Origin of the sequence: Brevibacillus jepli (genome assembly GCF_047229145.1) — a bacterium.
GTDB lineage: Bacteria > Bacillota > Bacilli > Brevibacillales > Brevibacillaceae > Brevibacillus.
Window position 1 is genome coordinate 40,295 of record NZ_JBFEFW010000011.1, and the last position, 16,197, is coordinate 56,491.

At 46.4% G+C, this 16,197-nt stretch carries 15 protein-coding genes; all 15 read left to right on the forward strand.

Features of this window, described 5'->3' with window-relative positions:
- The first annotated feature begins 84 nt into the window (after window positions 1–84).
- The gene (locus AB1L17_RS13770; RefSeq protein ID WP_412845404.1) at window positions 85–315 is read left to right on the forward strand and encodes a DUF1146 family protein; all 231 of its coding nucleotides are present in this window, start codon (window positions 85–87) and stop codon (window positions 313–315) included.
- A 98-nt stretch (window positions 316–413) separates the two neighbouring features.
- Window positions 414–1,157, forward strand: coding sequence for a YwmB family TATA-box binding protein (locus tag AB1L17_RS13775; RefSeq protein ID WP_412845405.1), 744 nt, complete (start codon window positions 414–416; stop codon window positions 1,155–1,157).
- Between the two features lie 18 nt (window positions 1,158–1,175).
- Window positions 1,176–2,501 carry a UDP-N-acetylglucosamine 1-carboxyvinyltransferase gene (murA, locus tag AB1L17_RS13780; protein ID WP_412845406.1) on the forward strand — a complete coding sequence of 442 codons (1,326 nt, stop codon included), beginning with the start codon at window positions 1,176–1,178 and terminating at the stop codon, window positions 2,499–2,501.
- A 178-nt stretch (window positions 2,502–2,679) separates the two neighbouring features.
- Window positions 2,680–3,696: a stage II sporulation protein D gene (gene spoIID, locus AB1L17_RS13785; RefSeq protein WP_412845407.1), complete on the forward strand. Its 1,017-nt coding sequence runs from the start codon at window positions 2,680–2,682 to the stop codon at window positions 3,694–3,696.
- Between the two features lie 111 nt (window positions 3,697–3,807).
- The gene (locus AB1L17_RS13790) at window positions 3,808–4,542 is read left to right on the forward strand and encodes a peptidoglycan DD-metalloendopeptidase family protein (RefSeq protein WP_412845408.1); all 735 of its coding nucleotides are present in this window, start codon (window positions 3,808–3,810) and stop codon (window positions 4,540–4,542) included.
- A 181-nt stretch (window positions 4,543–4,723) separates the two neighbouring features.
- Complete coding sequence (gene spoIIID, locus AB1L17_RS13795; RefSeq protein ID WP_003388385.1) at window positions 4,724–5,008, forward strand: sporulation transcriptional regulator SpoIIID; 285 nt, start codon at window positions 4,724–4,726, stop codon at window positions 5,006–5,008.
- 81 nt (window positions 5,009–5,089) lie between these two features.
- Window positions 5,090–6,106, forward strand: coding sequence for a rod shape-determining protein (locus tag AB1L17_RS13800; RefSeq protein ID WP_412845409.1), 1,017 nt, complete (start codon window positions 5,090–5,092; stop codon window positions 6,104–6,106).
- 6 nt (window positions 6,107–6,112) lie between these two features.
- Window positions 6,113–7,102, forward strand: a complete 990-nt coding sequence (locus AB1L17_RS13805; protein ID WP_412845410.1) for a flagellar hook-basal body protein — start codon at window positions 6,113–6,115, stop codon at window positions 7,100–7,102.
- Window positions 7,103–7,117: 15 nt separating this feature from the next.
- The gene (locus tag AB1L17_RS13810) at window positions 7,118–7,954 is read left to right on the forward strand and encodes a flagellar hook-basal body protein (protein WP_412845411.1); all 837 of its coding nucleotides are present in this window, start codon (window positions 7,118–7,120) and stop codon (window positions 7,952–7,954) included.
- A gap of 33 nt (window positions 7,955–7,987) precedes the next feature.
- Window positions 7,988–8,239: a DNA-directed RNA polymerase subunit beta gene (locus AB1L17_RS13815; RefSeq protein ID WP_412845412.1), complete on the forward strand. Its 252-nt coding sequence runs from the start codon at window positions 7,988–7,990 to the stop codon at window positions 8,237–8,239.
- Between the two features lie 130 nt (window positions 8,240–8,369).
- Window positions 8,370–8,891 (forward strand): CDP-alcohol phosphatidyltransferase family protein, encoded by a 522-nt coding sequence (locus AB1L17_RS13820; RefSeq protein WP_412845413.1) that lies wholly within the window; start codon window positions 8,370–8,372, stop codon window positions 8,889–8,891.
- 167 nt (window positions 8,892–9,058) lie between these two features.
- The gene (gene fabZ, locus AB1L17_RS13825) at window positions 9,059–9,517 is read left to right on the forward strand and encodes a 3-hydroxyacyl-ACP dehydratase FabZ (RefSeq protein WP_412845414.1); all 459 of its coding nucleotides are present in this window, start codon (window positions 9,059–9,061) and stop codon (window positions 9,515–9,517) included.
- A 106-nt stretch (window positions 9,518–9,623) separates the two neighbouring features.
- Window positions 9,624–10,361 carry a WecB/TagA/CpsF family glycosyltransferase gene (locus tag AB1L17_RS13830; RefSeq protein WP_412845415.1) on the forward strand — a complete coding sequence of 246 codons (738 nt, stop codon included), beginning with the start codon at window positions 9,624–9,626 and terminating at the stop codon, window positions 10,359–10,361.
- A gap of 27 nt (window positions 10,362–10,388) precedes the next feature.
- Window positions 10,389–11,489: a glycosyltransferase family 4 protein gene (locus AB1L17_RS13835; protein WP_412845416.1), complete on the forward strand. Its 1,101-nt coding sequence runs from the start codon at window positions 10,389–10,391 to the stop codon at window positions 11,487–11,489.
- Between the two features lie 178 nt (window positions 11,490–11,667).
- A complete protein-coding gene (locus AB1L17_RS13840) occupies window positions 11,668–16,173 on the forward strand; it encodes an S-layer homology domain-containing protein (protein WP_412845417.1) in 4,506 nt (1,501 codons plus the stop codon).
- Window positions 16,174–16,197: the final 24 nt, after the last annotated feature.

The following is a 16,197-nucleotide window of genomic DNA, read 5'->3' on the forward strand; positions in this document are numbered from 1 at the left end:
TCAGGTACAATAGAAGGGATGGCTCGTAATCGAGCTGTCCCTTTTTTCTATGATTCTCTGATTGGCAATGAGGAGGTAACAAGCATGCCACAAGAAGTGTATGGCTTGTTGAGCATCGTTTTATCGGTTGCGTTTATTGGGCTCGCATGGTGGGCGCTGCAGTCGTTTCGCTTTGATAAGATTTTGAAAAAGCCAAATGGTGCTCAGGCAAAGCTACTGCAAATTTTTCTTTCCATCGTGATTGGATATGAGCTGTCCCGCTTTTTCCTTGATTACTTGGGCTGGTCGCTAACATTCGGGAATTTGTTCAACTAAATACGAGAAAGACGACGATTCGCTGGTATATCCACCCAGCTACATGTGCAAAATGAGAAGTACAAAGAGATACATGTAAGCCTAGGGAGAGGATATCAATGGGGAAATGGTCTGGATGGTTAGTGCTGGCTCTATTGCTCGTGATGGGGGCCGTGTATTGGATGCCTGCACAAGCAAAGGAAGAGAAGCCAGTTGCGACAGAAATGATGAAAGCACTAGAAGACACAGGCGCAACAGGTGTATCTGTTCAGGTACGTATGCGTGCGTTGATGGGAGAAGGGCTGCGTCCTGAAGAAGTAAAAGAGTTGGCAATGAAATGGGCACAACAACTTGAGATTCCGTTTTCCCCAAGCGAACAATCGCGTAAACACAACATACTCGCATATAGGACTACATACACAAAAAACGGCGTAGATCTGAGCTACGAGGTGACAGGAGTTCCTAAAAATGGGGCATTTTCTGTATATCTAGTACTTCAGTTATCTGGAAACCGTGATTCCCTACTATATATTGGACAAGTACAGGAAACCTACACGAATGCCCTGCAAAGCGCCGACTTTATTCCGCAAATTAGCACTTGTATTCGCGGATTGTACAATGTTAAGATGGGTGTTGACCAACAGGAGGGTAAAATATTGTCGATTTTTGGTACTCTCCAGGCGACAGAATTAGAACGTTTGCAAGATGAGACGGTTGTTAGCATTTCAGGGTATACCCCTATGTGGGAACCATTCATCGCGGTAAACGGTCAAAAGATGAATCTACAGGTGGCTACGCATCGTGACAGCCATTCTGGTACATGGATTACGGTAGGTACACCAATCATCACTGTGGAATATTAGCACGCGGAGGGGTACACATTGGATAAAATTATTGTCCGTGGTGGTAAGGCATTGGCGGGAAATGTAAAAGTATCTGGCGCCAAAAATGCCGTACTCCCTATTATTGCAGCATCTATCCTGGCAGAAGAAGGGACTTGCGTCATCTCAGACGTACCAGGCCTCGACGATGTCCGGACGATATGCGACCTTTTGAAATCGATGGGAATCTCCCTTACATATGATCATGAAGTGCTGACAATCGATGCTTCCAAGCTCACGAGTGTAGAAGCGTCCTATGAACTGGTCCGCAAAATGCGCGCCTCCTTCCTCGTGATGGGACCGCTTTTAGCCAGAAAAGGACAAGCTCGTGTAGCTCTTCCGGGTGGATGTGCCATTGGTACGCGCCCGATCGACCAGCACCTTAAAGGGTTTGAGGCTATGGGAGCCAAGATCGAAATCGGACAAGGGTTTATTGAAGCGACGGTAGAAGGACGATTGAAGGGTGCGAAAATCTACCTGGATATTGCTAGCGTCGGTGCAACAGAAAATATTATGATGGCCGCTGCTTTGGCAGAGGGAACCACATTGATCGAAAACGCAGCAGAAGAGCCGGAGATCGTTGATTTGGCGAACTTCCTGAATCGGATGGGAGCAAAAATCCGCGGAGCGGGTACAGGCTCGATCCGTATCGAAGGCGTGGAAAAGCTGAAGGGCTGCACACATTGTGTGATCCCTGACCGCATTGAAGCAGGAACCTTCATGGTTGCAGCAGCGATTACTGGTGGGGATGTCTTCGTGGAAGGTGCGATTTGCGATCATCTCAAATCAGTGACCGCCAAGCTTCGTGAAATGGGCGTGGACATTGAAGAGCAGGAAAACGGCATTCGTGTACGCCGCACAGGCGCATTGAAAGCAGTTGACCTCAAAACGCTGCCATACCCTGGCTTCCCGACGGATATGCAATCGCAAATGATGGCGCTTTTGCTTGTTTCGGAAGGAACGAGCATCGTGACCGAAACGGTATTTGAGAATCGCTTCATGCACGTGGAAGAGTTCCGTCGTATGAATGCGAATATCAAGATCGAAGGCCGCAGTGCTATCGTCGAAGGCGGTTCCAAGCTGACAGGCAGCAAGGTAGCAGCAACCGATTTACGTGCGGGAGCAGCACTTGTTCTGGCTGGGCTGGTATCTGAGGGAGAGACTGAGGTTTCTGCTCTGCACCATATTGACCGTGGCTACGTGAACTTTACGGAAAAGCTGTTGGCTCTGGGAGCAGATGTAGAACGCGTGGTTCCAGAAGAAAAGGCTCGTGAAAAAGCAGTTTCCGAAACCATCAAAGTAAGCTTCTCTCCTAATTTTGCTTGATAAATGTGTCAACCATATGGCAAAACGAAAGATTCTCTGCGAGAGCAGGGGGTCTTTTTTTCGTTCTCTCGACTCTCTCATTCTCTCGTTCTACCGCTCTTTTGCTGGACATAGACTTTAGTAGGTTATTCAAAAAGTCGCTTTTCGTGTCTAGCACGTAACGGGGAGGATCTCTTGCATGAAACGCTATTTACTCATGTGGTTTATCGCTTTGCCGATCTTGCTCGTCCTGATGCCTGCTGCTTTGGTCTTTTGGTTCTCACCAGCAACAAGCCCTGTCAGCCAGCCTAATGTGGACGTCTTGCAACCGGACAAACCAGTGATGAAAGAAACCGCGTCTTCTCTACCGGTAAAAGTGTACCGCACAGAAAAAAAGAAGGTGGAAACACTGCCGCTAGAAGCGTATATTACCGGAGTGGTCGCAGCTGAAATGCCAGCCGAGTTTGAGCTGGAGGCATTAAAAGCGCAGGCATTGGCGGCCAGGACCTATATCGTGCGCCGATTAAAAGAGGGCAAGTTCGATGATGTTCCCTCTGGTGGTGAAGTTTTGGATACGGTGCAGCATCAAGTCTATATGGATGAACAGCAGCGGCGTGAGCGTTGGGGAGATCAGTATGAATGGAAAAACAAGCGAATTCAGCAAGCCGTTATGGCCACAGCGGGAATTGTCCTGACCTATCAAAACGAGCCGATTGACGCGACATTTTTTTCGACCAGTAATGGCTTTACAGAAAACTCGGATGAATATTGGGAGAAGCCGATTCCGTATCTGAAAAGTGTCGCGAGTCCTTGGGATATTCAATCGCCTCGCTATGAGGAAACGGTAGTCATGTCCACAGCGGAGCTCGAAAAGAATTTGGGAGTGAAGCTCACACAGGAAGCCTCCTCAAATGGCTCCTGGTATCGAATCGAATCGCGTACGACGGGAAATCGCGTAGGTACGATCAGCATAGGCGGAAAGGAATTTTCTGGAAGAGAATTTCGTGAAAAGCTCAACCTGAACTCTTCTTCCTTTACGTTGGACTTGCGGGGCAATCAGGTTTTCATTACGACGAAAGGGTACGGTCATGGTGTCGGGATGAGCCAGTGGGGTGCGAATGGAATGGCGAAAAGCGGCAAAAGCGCGGAGCAGATCGTCAAGCACTTTTATCAAGGGATTACTCTGCAGGAGTATACAAGAGTGATGCGCGCATAAGGATACTGAACTCTTGCTAAGTAAAAAAGCAGCAAATTTTTACTTTTCCCTACTCTCTCAGGTTTATACGCCAAAATTCTGGCGATACTGAGGGATGAGGTGATGAATAAAATGGAAGATCAAAAGAATCAAAATCAACCGATTCCATTCAAGAAGGCAAGTTCTTGGAAAAAAGTTTTAGGCAAGAAATGGGCGTTTCCTGCAATCTACATCGGCACCGCAGCAATCATTCTCGCTTTTGTGATGTGGTATCAGGGCAGCGTCTTGGACACGGTATCCAAACTGACGAATAGTGGGGATGGCGTGACAGTGACAACTCCTGCAGCTCCTGAGACGACTACACCGCAAAACGAAGAAGCGGTACCGGCTACAAGTGGCGTACAACCACTCGCATGGCCCGTAGGAAAAGGCGTGCAGTACAACGTGGGCATGAACTTCTACGATGAGAAAGCCACCAAGGACAATCAGCAAAAAGCGCTGGTGAGCTTCGACAACTCCTTCTACCCGCACACAGGTATTGACCTCGTGTCTACTGATGGAAAGAGCTTTGATGTCATCGCTGCTCTTGCGGGTAAAGTAGTAAAAGTGGTGAAGGACCCACTCGTCGGCAACGAGATTGAGATTGAACACGCAGACAAAATGGTCACGGTGTATCAGAGTCTGGAAAGTGTAACAGTCAAACCGGGCGATGAAGTGACACAAGGTCAAGTCATCGGGTCTGCAGGGCGCAACAGCTTTGAAAAAGACGCCGGTACTCATCTTCACTTTGAAGTCCGCATCGATAACCAGCCGGTAAATCCAGAGCAATACTTGATTCAGGCCGAAGCCGAAGCGAAAAATCAATAACGAATGAAAAGATCGAAAACACCTGCAAAATACAACAATTGCGGGTGTTTTTTTGTGTGTGGTACAAACTGTTTAAAAAAGATGCGGCCGTGCTGGCTTGTCAGGCTTGGAAACGTAGAATATGTGTCCCTACGCACCCATATATTGTATCAGACAATGTAGATACAAGGAGGCGAGTAATGTGCACGACTACATCAAAGAGCGGACCATCAAAATCGGCCGATATATTGTAGAGACGAGAAATACGGTTCGGATGATCGCCAAAGAGTTCGGTGTTTCGAAAAGTACAGTGCACAAGGACTTGACTGAGCGGCTGCCTGAGATAAATCCGGAGTTGGCTAACCAAGTTAAGGAAATTTTGGAATATCACAAAGCCATCAGACATCTTCGGGGAGGCGAAGCGACCAAGATCAAGTACAAACGGCGTAGTAAAAAAGTACGAGTAGAACAGGAGGAAAGTGTGTAAGAAAGAATTTCCTTGTCCTCTCACGTAGAAGAGCCTATGATATTAGGTAGAAATGTAACTGGTAATCAGGGAGGACCTTTCATGTTTGGCAAAGATATCGGAATCGACTTGGGGACGGCCAATGTCTTGGTTTTTGTAAAAGGCAAGGGAATTGTCCTAGACGAACCATCTGTCGTGGCAATAGATAGTAAAACCAGAAAAGTTTTGGCCGTGGGAAATGAAGCCTATCGCATGGTGGGCCGCACCCCAGGAAATATCGTAGCGATCCGACCTTTGCGAGAAGGGGTTATCGCGGATTTTGAAATTACGGAGGCCATGCTTAAGCACTTCTTGAACAAAATTGGTGGGAAAAGCATGTTTGCCCGTCCGCGAATTTTGATTTGCTGCCCGACGAACATCACGTCTGTTGAGCAAAAAGCAATTCGCGAAGCAGCAGAACGCAGTGGTGGAGCAAGAGAAGTATATATCGAAGAAGAACCGAAAGTTGCCGCAGTAGGGGCAGGAATGGACATTTTTCAGCCGTCCGGTAATATGGTAGTGGATATCGGTGGGGGAACGACCGATGTAGCGGTATTGTCGATGGGCGATATAGTCACGTCTTCCTCCATTAAAATAGCAGGCGATACATTCGATGTGGCCATTATGCGTTACATAAAAAATAAATACAAATTGCTGATTGGTGAGCGTACGGCTGAAGATATCAAGGTTCAGATTGGAACCGTATCCGGCGGACGCCAGGACGAAATGGACATTCGGGGTCGAGACATGGTAAGCGGCTTGCCGCAAACGATTACCATTCGCTCCAATGAAGTCCAGGAAGCCCTGGCTGAGTCGGTGAGTGCAATTGTACAAGCCTCAAAATCTGTTTTAGAACGAACACCTCCGGAGCTTTCTGCCGATATAATTGATAAGGGTGTTTTCCTGACTGGTGGCGGCGCATTGTTGCACGGTATTGACGAGATTCTGGCAGAGGAGCTGAAGGTTCCTGTGCTGGTAGCGGAAGAGCCAATGATGTGCGTAGCGAAAGGGACAGGAATGATGCTGGACTATTTGGATAAGATGCCAGCTCACTCGAATAAGCGATTATTCAGGGGGTAAGATTACGTGATCAGAGGCTTGTATACGTCTGCATCTGGCATGCTGGCCTTGCAGAACAGGCAAGAATCGCTGGCGAACAATTTAGCAAATATCAATACACCCGGGTTCAAACAGGACGTGGGTGTCATGCGTGCATTTCCGGAGCAATTGCTCTCTCGCATGAATGATTCGGAAGGACTTGATGTCCCAGGCATCCCTACTATGCCTGGACAGCCTGCCATTATTGGGCGTTTGCACACTGGGGTATACATGTCGGAGGCCTTGCCTAATTTTGCGCAGGGAGATATTGAGGAAACGCGTAATCCGTATGATGTTGCTTTGATGGACAATATTCAGCCAGATCAGCAAGGCAATGAGCGACGACTGTTTTACAGTGTTGCAAGGATTGAGGATTTGACGCAGCCAGCTCAAGAAGAGGACATCCGCTACACGCGGAACGGTAACTGGAGCGTGAATGCGGAAGGTTACCTGATGACTGCGGATGGCTATTATGTGCTGGATAATCAAAATCAAGCGATTCGGGTCAATAAAAACAATACCAATTCTGCAACGCCGAATGAAAATGCAGGTAAGAATTTGAAGATTGATGAAAAAGGCAGGCTGTGGAATGAGTACTTTGATACTGGTTTGAAGGAAACAGTTCTCGATGATATGGGCGTTGATCTGGGATTGAGCGTAATTACGGATCCTTCCAAGCTTGTAAAGGAAGGAACTAACGTATTTAGGTACGAAGGCGATTTTGCCATCCAGGGAATACAAGCAGCAGAGCAAGATGATGAGGATGCTTTGACTAGAAGAGACTACGATATTCCAAAAGTCATTGGACGTTACGGAGCGCAACAGGGTTGGCGGGAACGCTCAAACGTAGATCCAACACAAACGATGACGAACATGATGAGTGTTTTGCGAGCATATGAAGCCAATCAAAGGGTAATTACCACCATCGATGGTACGTTGGACAAAGCAGCTAATGAAATTGGTCGCGTAAACGGATAATAGGAGGGGAAAAGGATGCAATCACTGAATATCTCTACATCAGCAATGCGTGGAATTCAGCAAGCATTGGACAATACGGCCAACAATCTTGCTAACTTAGATTCTGCTGGTTATCAACGTCGAGTCGCATCGTTCTCTGAACTACTTTCCGATTCGATGAACGAGCAGCCAGCTGAAGATAACGTGAATAGGAATAGTCCGCAGGGGATTCGAGTTGGCAGCGGTGCTCGACTTGGTATGTCCAAGCTGGATCTGTCGCCAGGAGCCGTAAAAATAACGGATGTACCAACCGACTTGATGATTGAGGGAGACGGTTATTTTGCTGTGAGCCGTCGAATTGAGGTAAATGGCAACATTGAAGATAGGTTTTATTTTACACGCGATGGCAGTTTTAAAGTGAGTTTTGATAAAGGTACAAATGGGTTTATTTTGGCAAATGCTAACGGGGATTATTTGGTTGGAAAAGATGGACAACCTATTACGCTTCCAGAGCCAGACCCAACCAAGCCACTTGTCGTTAATCCACATACTGGCGAAGTAAAAATGGGTGATGATACATTGGGGGAAATTGGGGTTTGGAAAGTGAATAATCCTGATCAGCTGGAGCAAGTAGGCCAGAACTTGTACGATGCTGAACTTGATACTATTATTAGACCTGATCTAAAATACTTAGACGCCTTTAAAGAAGGCATCGCGACTGTCCGCCAAGGAGCACTGGAAGGCTCCAACGTCAGCATGACAGAGGAAATGTCCCAACTGGTGAACATTCAGCGTGCGTATCAATTGAACTCACGCGCAGTCGGCATCAGTGATCAAATGATGGGCATTGCAAATCAACTGAGAAGCAGATAAGCTAATTCAATCAACATGACGGAGGAGAGGAGCATGGAACAAGGGAAGAGCAAACGTTTCCCGCGTCAGACCGAAGAGGTTAAGTCAAAACCAAAAGAGCGGGAACGGAGCGGCAAAAATTGGCGGATTACCGTAGCCAAGATGGTGCTGGTCCCACTCCTGCTGTTTTTCTCGCTAGTCATTGGTCTGATGATCGGATACGCAGAAGGCGGGAAGCCGGTTTCTGAAGTATTTGATCTGGGAACGTACAAACATATGTGGAATTTGATGTTTGCAGATACGTAATAATCAAGCTGGACAAGCCCGAACCTATGGTTGGGGCTCCTATTTTTTCGAGGACTTGTTGTGGTGTTTGTCCACAGAGTATAATAGGTCGAGTGGTTGAAAAAGGAAGTGACGATTTGAATACGGAGGGATGTCCGTGAATCTTCCTAATTTGCTTACGATCTTTCGCATCGTGCTCATCCCTTTGTACCTGTATGTCTTTTTTTCGGAGTTTCCGTATCATGTTGAAATCGCTTTAGGCATTTTAATTTTGGCGGGAGTAACGGATATTGCAGACGGGTACATCGCGCGGAAGCATCAGCTTGAGACCACAATCGGCATGATGTTAGATCCTCTGGCAGATAAGTTAATGATGCTGGCAGTTATCGCCTCATTATTTTTAACGGATCGGATCAGCGTATGGGCCGCCCTGTTTTTCTTTGTGCGCGATCTGGCAATGATAGTAACAGGAGCTGTTTACCACTTTCGCGGGAAAAAAACCGTTCCGGCAAACGCTTACGGCAAGCTGACAACTGTTCTTCTGTATGTAGTCATTCCGCTGGTTATGTATCGCTATGAATACAGTGAAGCGATACTTTGGTCAGTAATAGCGTTCTCGTTTATTGTGAGTGCGATCTATCTGGCAAAAGCTCGATTATTGAACCGCATGTAAGGGATGAAAAAGAGCACTTCCCGCACTTGGGGAGGAAGTGCCCCTTTTATCTTAACCCCGCTTGTCCGCTGGAGCAAAGGAGCGGGAGTTATGTATATTGTTTCGTTTGTTAAAGGGTCTTCATGCATAGACAAGTCTAGTTAAGTATGGAAATGGAGCGATACATAGTGGAATTCAAAGCGCCTTTGGATATTATGCAAATTCAGGAAATCATCCCGCACCGATATCCGTTTTTGTTGGTAGACAAAATTGAAGAGCTGGAGCTAGGGAAAAAAGCAGTTGGAATTAAGAACGTAACGGTAAATGAACCGTTTTTCCAAGGTCATTTTCCTGGTTATCCAGTTATGCCTGGCGTCCTTATTGTGGAAGCTTTGGCTCAGGTTGGAGCAGTAGCGATGCTCAGCATGGAGGAACATCAAGGAAAAATCGGTTTGTTCGCAGGCATTGATGAATTCCGTTTCAAAGATCAGGTGAAGCCAGGAGATACGCTTGTGCTTGAGGTTGAGCTTACTCGAGTGCGTGGTACCGTCGGCAAAGGACATGGAAGAGCACTGGTAAATGGGAAAGTAGTAGCAGAGGGTGGATTGATGTTTGCCCTGACGGCAGGAAATAAGGCACATTCATGATCATCTTGAATGTGCCTTTCTTTTCGGGTAGAATGGCTAGTGGGCAATACGTTCATAAAGTTTTCATTTCAACATGCATATAACCACGCAACTTGAAGGTGAAGAAATGACCAAACAGGTCGCAACCATACTAGATGTGCCATTTACGACTCGCGGTTTCCGTGAGACTGTCGAACATATAACAGAACGAATACAAAGCGATCAAAAGACCCACGTCGTGACCGCCAATCCGGAAATCGTCATGGTAGCGAGAGAGAATCGCGCTTTCCGCTCTATTGTAGAACAAGCCTATGTCGTGCCAGACGGAATCGGAATTGTGTACGCTGCCAAATGGACGAATCAGCCGATTCACGAGCGCGTTACCGGTGTGGAGCTGCTTGAAGCACTCATGGAAAAAGCCAATCAGCATCAGTGGGGTGTGTATTTACTCGGTGCCAAGCCGGATGTCATTCATTTGGCAAAAGAGAAACTGAGTGCTCGTTATCCGAACGCCCGGATGGTTGGGTGTCGGGATGGCTATTTCCGCCCTGAGGAAGAAGCCCAAATTGTACAAGAAATTGCCGAAGCGAAACCGCAGCTCCTGTTCGTCGCACTGGGTGCCCCCAGACAAGATGAATGGATGGCGAAGTATCGCGATCAGTTAAATGCCTCCCTGATGATGGGGGTAGGCGGAAGTTTTGACGTCATTTCCGGGAAAGTGAAGCGCGCTCCCGAGATCTGGCAAAAATTGCATTTGGAATGGTTTTATCGACTTGCTTCCGAGCCTTCTCGCTGGAAGCGTCAACTGGCTATTCCCCGGTTTGTGTTAACCGTATTGAAAGAAAAATGGAGTAGCCGTTCCTAGATGCATCCGTAGAGAGGAGAACAGTCGATGTCTACATTAATCCTCGGATTTCTGACTTCGCTGATCATATCGTTTATTGCAACGCCGTATGTGAAAAACCTGGCTGTAAAAGTAGGAGCTGTTGATGCCCCGAACCAGCGCAAGGTACACACGCGAATCATGCCACGTATGGGTGGCTTGGCTATTTATATCGGTTATCTGGTTGCATTCTTCCTGTTTGTCCCGTATACAAGCCTATCGGAAATGTTGGGAATTTTTATCGGAGGCACGATCGTCATGATCGTCGGCATGCTCGATGACAAATACCAGCTCTCGCCGAAGTGGAAGCTGCTCGGCCAACTTGTCGCCACGGCGATAGTCGTCATTCCTTTTGGCCTGAAGATCGGCGTCGTGAATTTGCCGTACAGCGGCAGCATCGATTTCAGCAGTGGCTGGCTCTATTGGCTGGCTATTCCGATCACGATGTTTTGGATTGTCGGTGTAACCAATGCCGTGAACCTGATTGACGGTCTCGATGGCCTGTCGGCAGGTGTGTCAGCGATTGCGGCAGGAACAATGGGTGTCATGGCTTTGTTGATGGACGATTACAAGGTAGCGACCTACTGTTTCGTGCTCCTCGGAGCGATACTTGGCTTTCTCTACTTTAACTTTCACCCGGCCCGCCTGTTCATGGGCGACACCGGTTCACTATTCTTGGGCTTCAACCTGGCCGCCTTGTCGATCATGGGCTTTAAAGAGGCATTGTTCGTTTCTTTTATCATCCCGATCGTCGTGCTGGGAGTACCGCTTTGGGACACGTTCTTCGCCATTGTGCGTCGCATCGTGAATAAAAAGCCGATTTCCAGCCCGGACAAAGGACATTTGCATCACTGTTTGCTGGACATGGGACTGTCCCATCGTTCGACCGTACTCACGATTTACTCCATCAGCATTTTCTTCGGAATGATGGCCATCCTGCTGACGAAGACGACGAAGTGGACCACCATTATCGTCATGGTCGCACTGGTAATCGTCATCCATCTTGGAACGGAGATCGTCGGCCTTGTTAGCCGCCGCCACCGTCCGCTGATTAATACGTATAGACGGATGAAAATTAAGCAAGCCGAGCAACAGCGTCGGACGAATTAGAAATACGAAGAGCCCTGGCATCGTTTTGATGCTAGGGCTTTTTTTTCGCCAAAATTTAGGGGGAAACACTTAAGTACAGAAGGTAATTGTCCGATAAAGAAAAGGGAGAAGTATATGGCCCGATCGTTTCAAGAGAGGGACAAATAAGAGATTCAGAATAATATGGAGAGGTGAAAAAATGAATAAGTCCTATCAACAATTCCGTCGTTGGCTGGTGATGTGCCTGACAATGATGCTGATTGTTACAGGTGTATTGCCTGCCGTACCTGCTTTTGCGGCACTTGGTTCCAACTGGAATGCTGGGGCAGGGATCAAGACACCAACTGACTACCTTGCGACGGGTAGCGGGAATGGTTATACGTACAGCACCCCGATCAAGACTAAATCCAAATTGGTATACGGTGTGGAGCTTTTTTACAAGGATGTCTCCAAAAATGCTCAAGGCGTTGATGTAGCAATTGATGGGGTTCCGCTTGCGAATAACCAACTATTCGTAAACGATAAGATTATCCTGCCAGATTTTCAATTGAACAGCAGCGGAGCAGTGACAAGAGTTACGGTAAGACCAAAAGTAACGCTTGATCCTACGAACGATACAACAGAGATCTACTTCCAGTACACACCGACTCCTTCCATTCCGGGGGCAGGCCCGCTAAAATTCACGAATTCCGGACAAGGTGAGCATCAAAGTGATCCGAAAAAGGTAACCAGCCGAACAGTATCTGGACTGCCTTATACCTATACTGTTTCAACTGCAGTGGATAAAACACAGGCTGTCGAAGTCCAAGTAAACGGAGTGACAGTTCGCACTGTAAACGGAGCGGGGGGTATCTTGCCAGACATCGATTTATCTCCTGGTTTGAATGCAGTTCAGTTGTTTGCGCCAAATACGGGCGAGCGTGACATTATTTATTACGAGTACAACTCGATGAATAGCCCAATTTCCATTACGAACTTTTCGGGTGGAACTACACCTTATACCCCTGTCGTTTATGGAGACTCCACGATAAATCTGATTGGTACGTATGGCAGTGGTGTAACAGGAAGCAGCTTACGAATAAAGCTGATTACGAACAACGGACAAACCGTCCAAGATTTATCGAATACGGCACCATCGATTAATGGCAGTACATTTACATTTAGCAATATCAGCTTGAAGCCTGGTCTGAATCAGATCGCTTTTTATGAAAAAGTAGGAAATGTAACGAAAGAGCACTATCAGTTCTATGTTCAGTACAACAACACACCACTCGTTAGTGATTTGAAAGTGAATGATACACCACTGAACGATCCGAATGTCACTTCGAGTCCGACTTATATTACGGTTCCTTCGACCAACCGTCTGAATTTGAATATGGACGGTAAAGCACTCAATGCAGATACTGTTGAAGTGAAAAACCTGCGTACAGGTGATGTTGTTAAAACACAGGTGAATCGCACGGGTTCCTTTGGATTGAGTGTACCATCACAGCTTGGCGAAAATACCTTGGAAATCAGAGTCTTTAATCAAAATAAAGAGGTTGGGACATTTGTTCGCAAGCTGTTAGTAACCACGACATCATCCGGAAGCTCTGATCAGTTTTACAAAGTAACATTGGGTGGAGTAGTATTGCAGCCTAACCAGACATCGACGGTAACAGGTGCAACTTATTCTCCAGCAATGACTTTGAATGGTGCGGCACTATTGAAATTTGTAGATATTGCTGGTGAGCAGCAGTTCCAGGAATTCAAGGTGACGATTTCTGAAGGCAATACGAAAAAAGAATACAGGAGTGCTGACGGGGTAACCTTCACACCGATCGGCAATCCGCAAAGCGGCTTTACCGAATATGCGGTTAATCTGCCGGTATCTGCTGGAAGTTTCCAAGACGGTAAAACGTACAAAGTATCGTTGAGCTACCAGTACTTGTCAAAGGCATCAAACAATACCGTAACTTCTCCATCTGGTTTTATTGATGTTGCCAATTACGAGTACCAATTCAAGTACTTGGACAGTACAAAGCCGAATATTACACAAGTGATCAATTTGGCAAATTCACAAGTGCTGTCTCCAACGGCTGCAAATACAATTGTAACTTCACCGTTGGAGCTGAAAGTAGTAACACAAAATATCTCCAATCCAAATTCTACTGTAACAATTACTTATAACGGACAAGCGCTGGTAGCAGGGACAGACTATGTTATCCAGGCTGGGACCGATGGATTTACACTTACTTTGAGAAAGTTGCCGCAGGGTCAGGGTAAATTGGTGATTGGATACAATGGTGGAACAGCAACGACATCAGCTGCCTATACACTGGATATTCGCATTACCCCATATGCACAAATCACTTATGTAGATGCAACTGGGCAGGTTCGCAGCTTTGAAGACGGATATCAAGTGAAAAGCGAGAACGATATTCGAAATCTTGACGGGAAAGTGTACAACTATGTATTGAAGGCAGGTAATATTGAGGCAACCTTAAATGGTACAAAAATCAACATTACTGATATAGATACAAACAAGGGTACATTCCTTATCCAGAAAGACCAGCTCGCTTATAAAAAGGGTAACAACGTCCTGAAAGTTACCTTGACCGACGATCCAAAGACCGTTTTCACCTACAACGTTTCCTACAACACATCCAAGACGCCATCCGTAGAGGATGTGAAGCTCGAGATCATCTCCAATGGTAAAACAGAAGAGTTGACGAAAAAAGCTGGAGATTCCTCCTATAAGACGGGTGCCAACTTCTTGAGCAGCTTGAGCTTTACTGTAAATGATGCAACACATGTCTATATCGAGAAGAACGGTAAACGGATCAATGATTTCCGCTACAAGAGTGGAGATTGGGATCAAGATACGACGAATCAGGAATATGTAAAGACTCGATTGGAAGCAGCTTTGAATAACGATTTGGAAGACATGTTCGATGAGCAAAACATTGACTCTCAGTCTCGTTCCCGATTTGAAGGGAAGCTGAGCACGAAAAAATACGGTGATCTTGTTGAAGAAGTACAAGATGCTGTGACCGATGCTAAAGAACAGGAACAGAAACTGGCTCTCTTCCCTATGACTTTGAAAAAGGGTGGGTCAACGGTCTACACGATCGTAGCAGAAGATGACAATGGTACTGTCATTCGTTATGACATTAACATCGATCAGAAATATTCCAGCTGGGAGGTTCTTTCCCCAGTAAAAGCAAAGGAAAGCGATCCATACGTCATCGTAAATAGCAACAGTGCAGTTGTGAAAGTGTTTGCCGAAAATGCGGACAAAGTATTGTTCGGCAAAACAGAAGCAAAAGTAACCAATACAACTAACCCTGATTTCTATTATGATGACGATCAAGGGAAAACAATCCCAGAGACTTACTATGTGTTTACATCAACCGTGGCACTTAAAAAAGGTCTGAATACAATCAAATTCTCTGTTGTGGTAGGGGATAGCACCTATAAGGACGAGATCAAAATTTACAATGCGAGCTCGACTGTAAATGGTGCTGAACATCGCGATGTATTAGGAAAGAAAACCACTTTCAGTGTATTTGATAAAAAGTTTGAACTGAAGTTCCCGAAAGGTACCGTATTGCTGTCTCCAGATGACAGCCGCGCAGGTCAAGAAGTGAAGAATCCAAACGGAGATATTTTTGTCGATGTTCCTCTTTATTTCGGTATGGCTGACCGGACAACAGGACAGGTAACCATCGACGAGGATAATCTGGAAGAACGACTGGTACTGGAGTCCAACTTTAACTATGCAAGCCCTCTGTTTTATATAGATGCAGGTGATACCGAGGCACCAGGTGGACGTGATCCATACCATGAAGAAGGCGATGCGGAAGACTTCAAGAGCCGTTGGCAAGACAATCTTGTCCCAAGCCTTCGTGGTACTCTTACCATCAAGTACGATCCATCAATCGTAAACGCAGCAAATAACATCTTGACTGTTTTCTATCACAATGGTGATGAATGGAAAAACATTGGTGGAGTAGTGGACACTGGTAAGAAAAGTGTACAGGTACCGTTTAGTGGTTTTGGATATTACATGGTCATGAAGACGAGAGAATCATATGATGATGTCGTTTCCCATGATTTTGCCCGTGATGCGATTGAGACATTGTATGCAAAAGGAATCATGCCAGCATACAGCGGAAGCAGTTTTGGCGCAAATCGTGACATGACTCGCGGTGAATTTGCAACGATGCTGGTAAAAGCTTTGGCACTGCCAATTAACGCAGGTCCATATAAGGATAGCAATGAGCGTGATCCGCTAGAGCCTACCTTCACGGATGTTCGTCCTAATCGTGATACGTGGGATTATCAGTACAAGTACATCGAGACGGCTGCGCGTGCAGGAATTGTTCGCGGGAAACAGCCTGGCTACTTCCGTCCAGACGATTCACTTACCCGTGAAGAAGCAGCAGTCATGATTGCGCGTGCGCTTAATATGAAATTAGGTACGCTCGATGCATCCAAGCTGGCCTTGAACAAAATGTTTACAGATGCGAAAGATGTAAGCTACTATGCAGCTCCATCTGTGCTTGCGGTCAGCAAGGGTAAGCTGATGAATGGTGAAGTAGATGACCCATCAGTTAAAAAGCCAACCTACAGCTTCAAACCAGGTGACAACCTGACTCGCGCAGAGATGGCCGTTATTACGGTTCGTGTAATGGTCCAACTCAAAAAACTACCTAAGCAGTAACCCGAGATATTTCGCTATATATAA

Excerpts from the sequence above, each read along its gene's own strand:
- AB1L17_RS13770 (WP_412845404.1), top strand. The coding sequence starts at position 85 with ATGCCACAAGAAGTGTATGGCTTGTTGAGCATCGTTTTATCGGTTGCG.
- AB1L17_RS13800 (WP_412845409.1), top strand. The coding sequence starts at position 5,090 with ATGTTTGGCAAAGATATCGGAATCGACTTGGGGACGGCCAATGTCTTG.
- AB1L17_RS13815 (WP_412845412.1), top strand. The coding sequence starts at position 7,988 with ATGGAACAAGGGAAGAGCAAACGTTTCCCGCGTCAGACCGAAGAGGTT.
- AB1L17_RS13830 (WP_412845415.1), top strand. The coding sequence starts at position 9,624 with ATGACCAAACAGGTCGCAACCATACTAGATGTGCCATTTACGACTCGC.
- AB1L17_RS13810 (WP_412845411.1), top strand. The coding sequence starts at position 7,118 with ATGCAATCACTGAATATCTCTACATCAGCAATGCGTGGAATTCAGCAA.
- spoIID (WP_412845407.1), top strand. The coding sequence starts at position 2,680 with ATGAAACGCTATTTACTCATGTGGTTTATCGCTTTGCCGATCTTGCTC.
- AB1L17_RS13775 (WP_412845405.1), top strand. The coding sequence starts at position 414 with ATGGGGAAATGGTCTGGATGGTTAGTGCTGGCTCTATTGCTCGTGATG.
- AB1L17_RS13820 (WP_412845413.1), top strand. The coding sequence starts at position 8,370 with ATGTCCGTGAATCTTCCTAATTTGCTTACGATCTTTCGCATCGTGCTC.
- AB1L17_RS13840 (WP_412845417.1), top strand. The coding sequence starts at position 11,668 with ATGAATAAGTCCTATCAACAATTCCGTCGTTGGCTGGTGATGTGCCTG.
- AB1L17_RS13790 (WP_412845408.1), top strand. The coding sequence starts at position 3,808 with ATGGAAGATCAAAAGAATCAAAATCAACCGATTCCATTCAAGAAGGCA.
- AB1L17_RS13835 (WP_412845416.1), top strand. The coding sequence starts at position 10,389 with ATGTCTACATTAATCCTCGGATTTCTGACTTCGCTGATCATATCGTTT.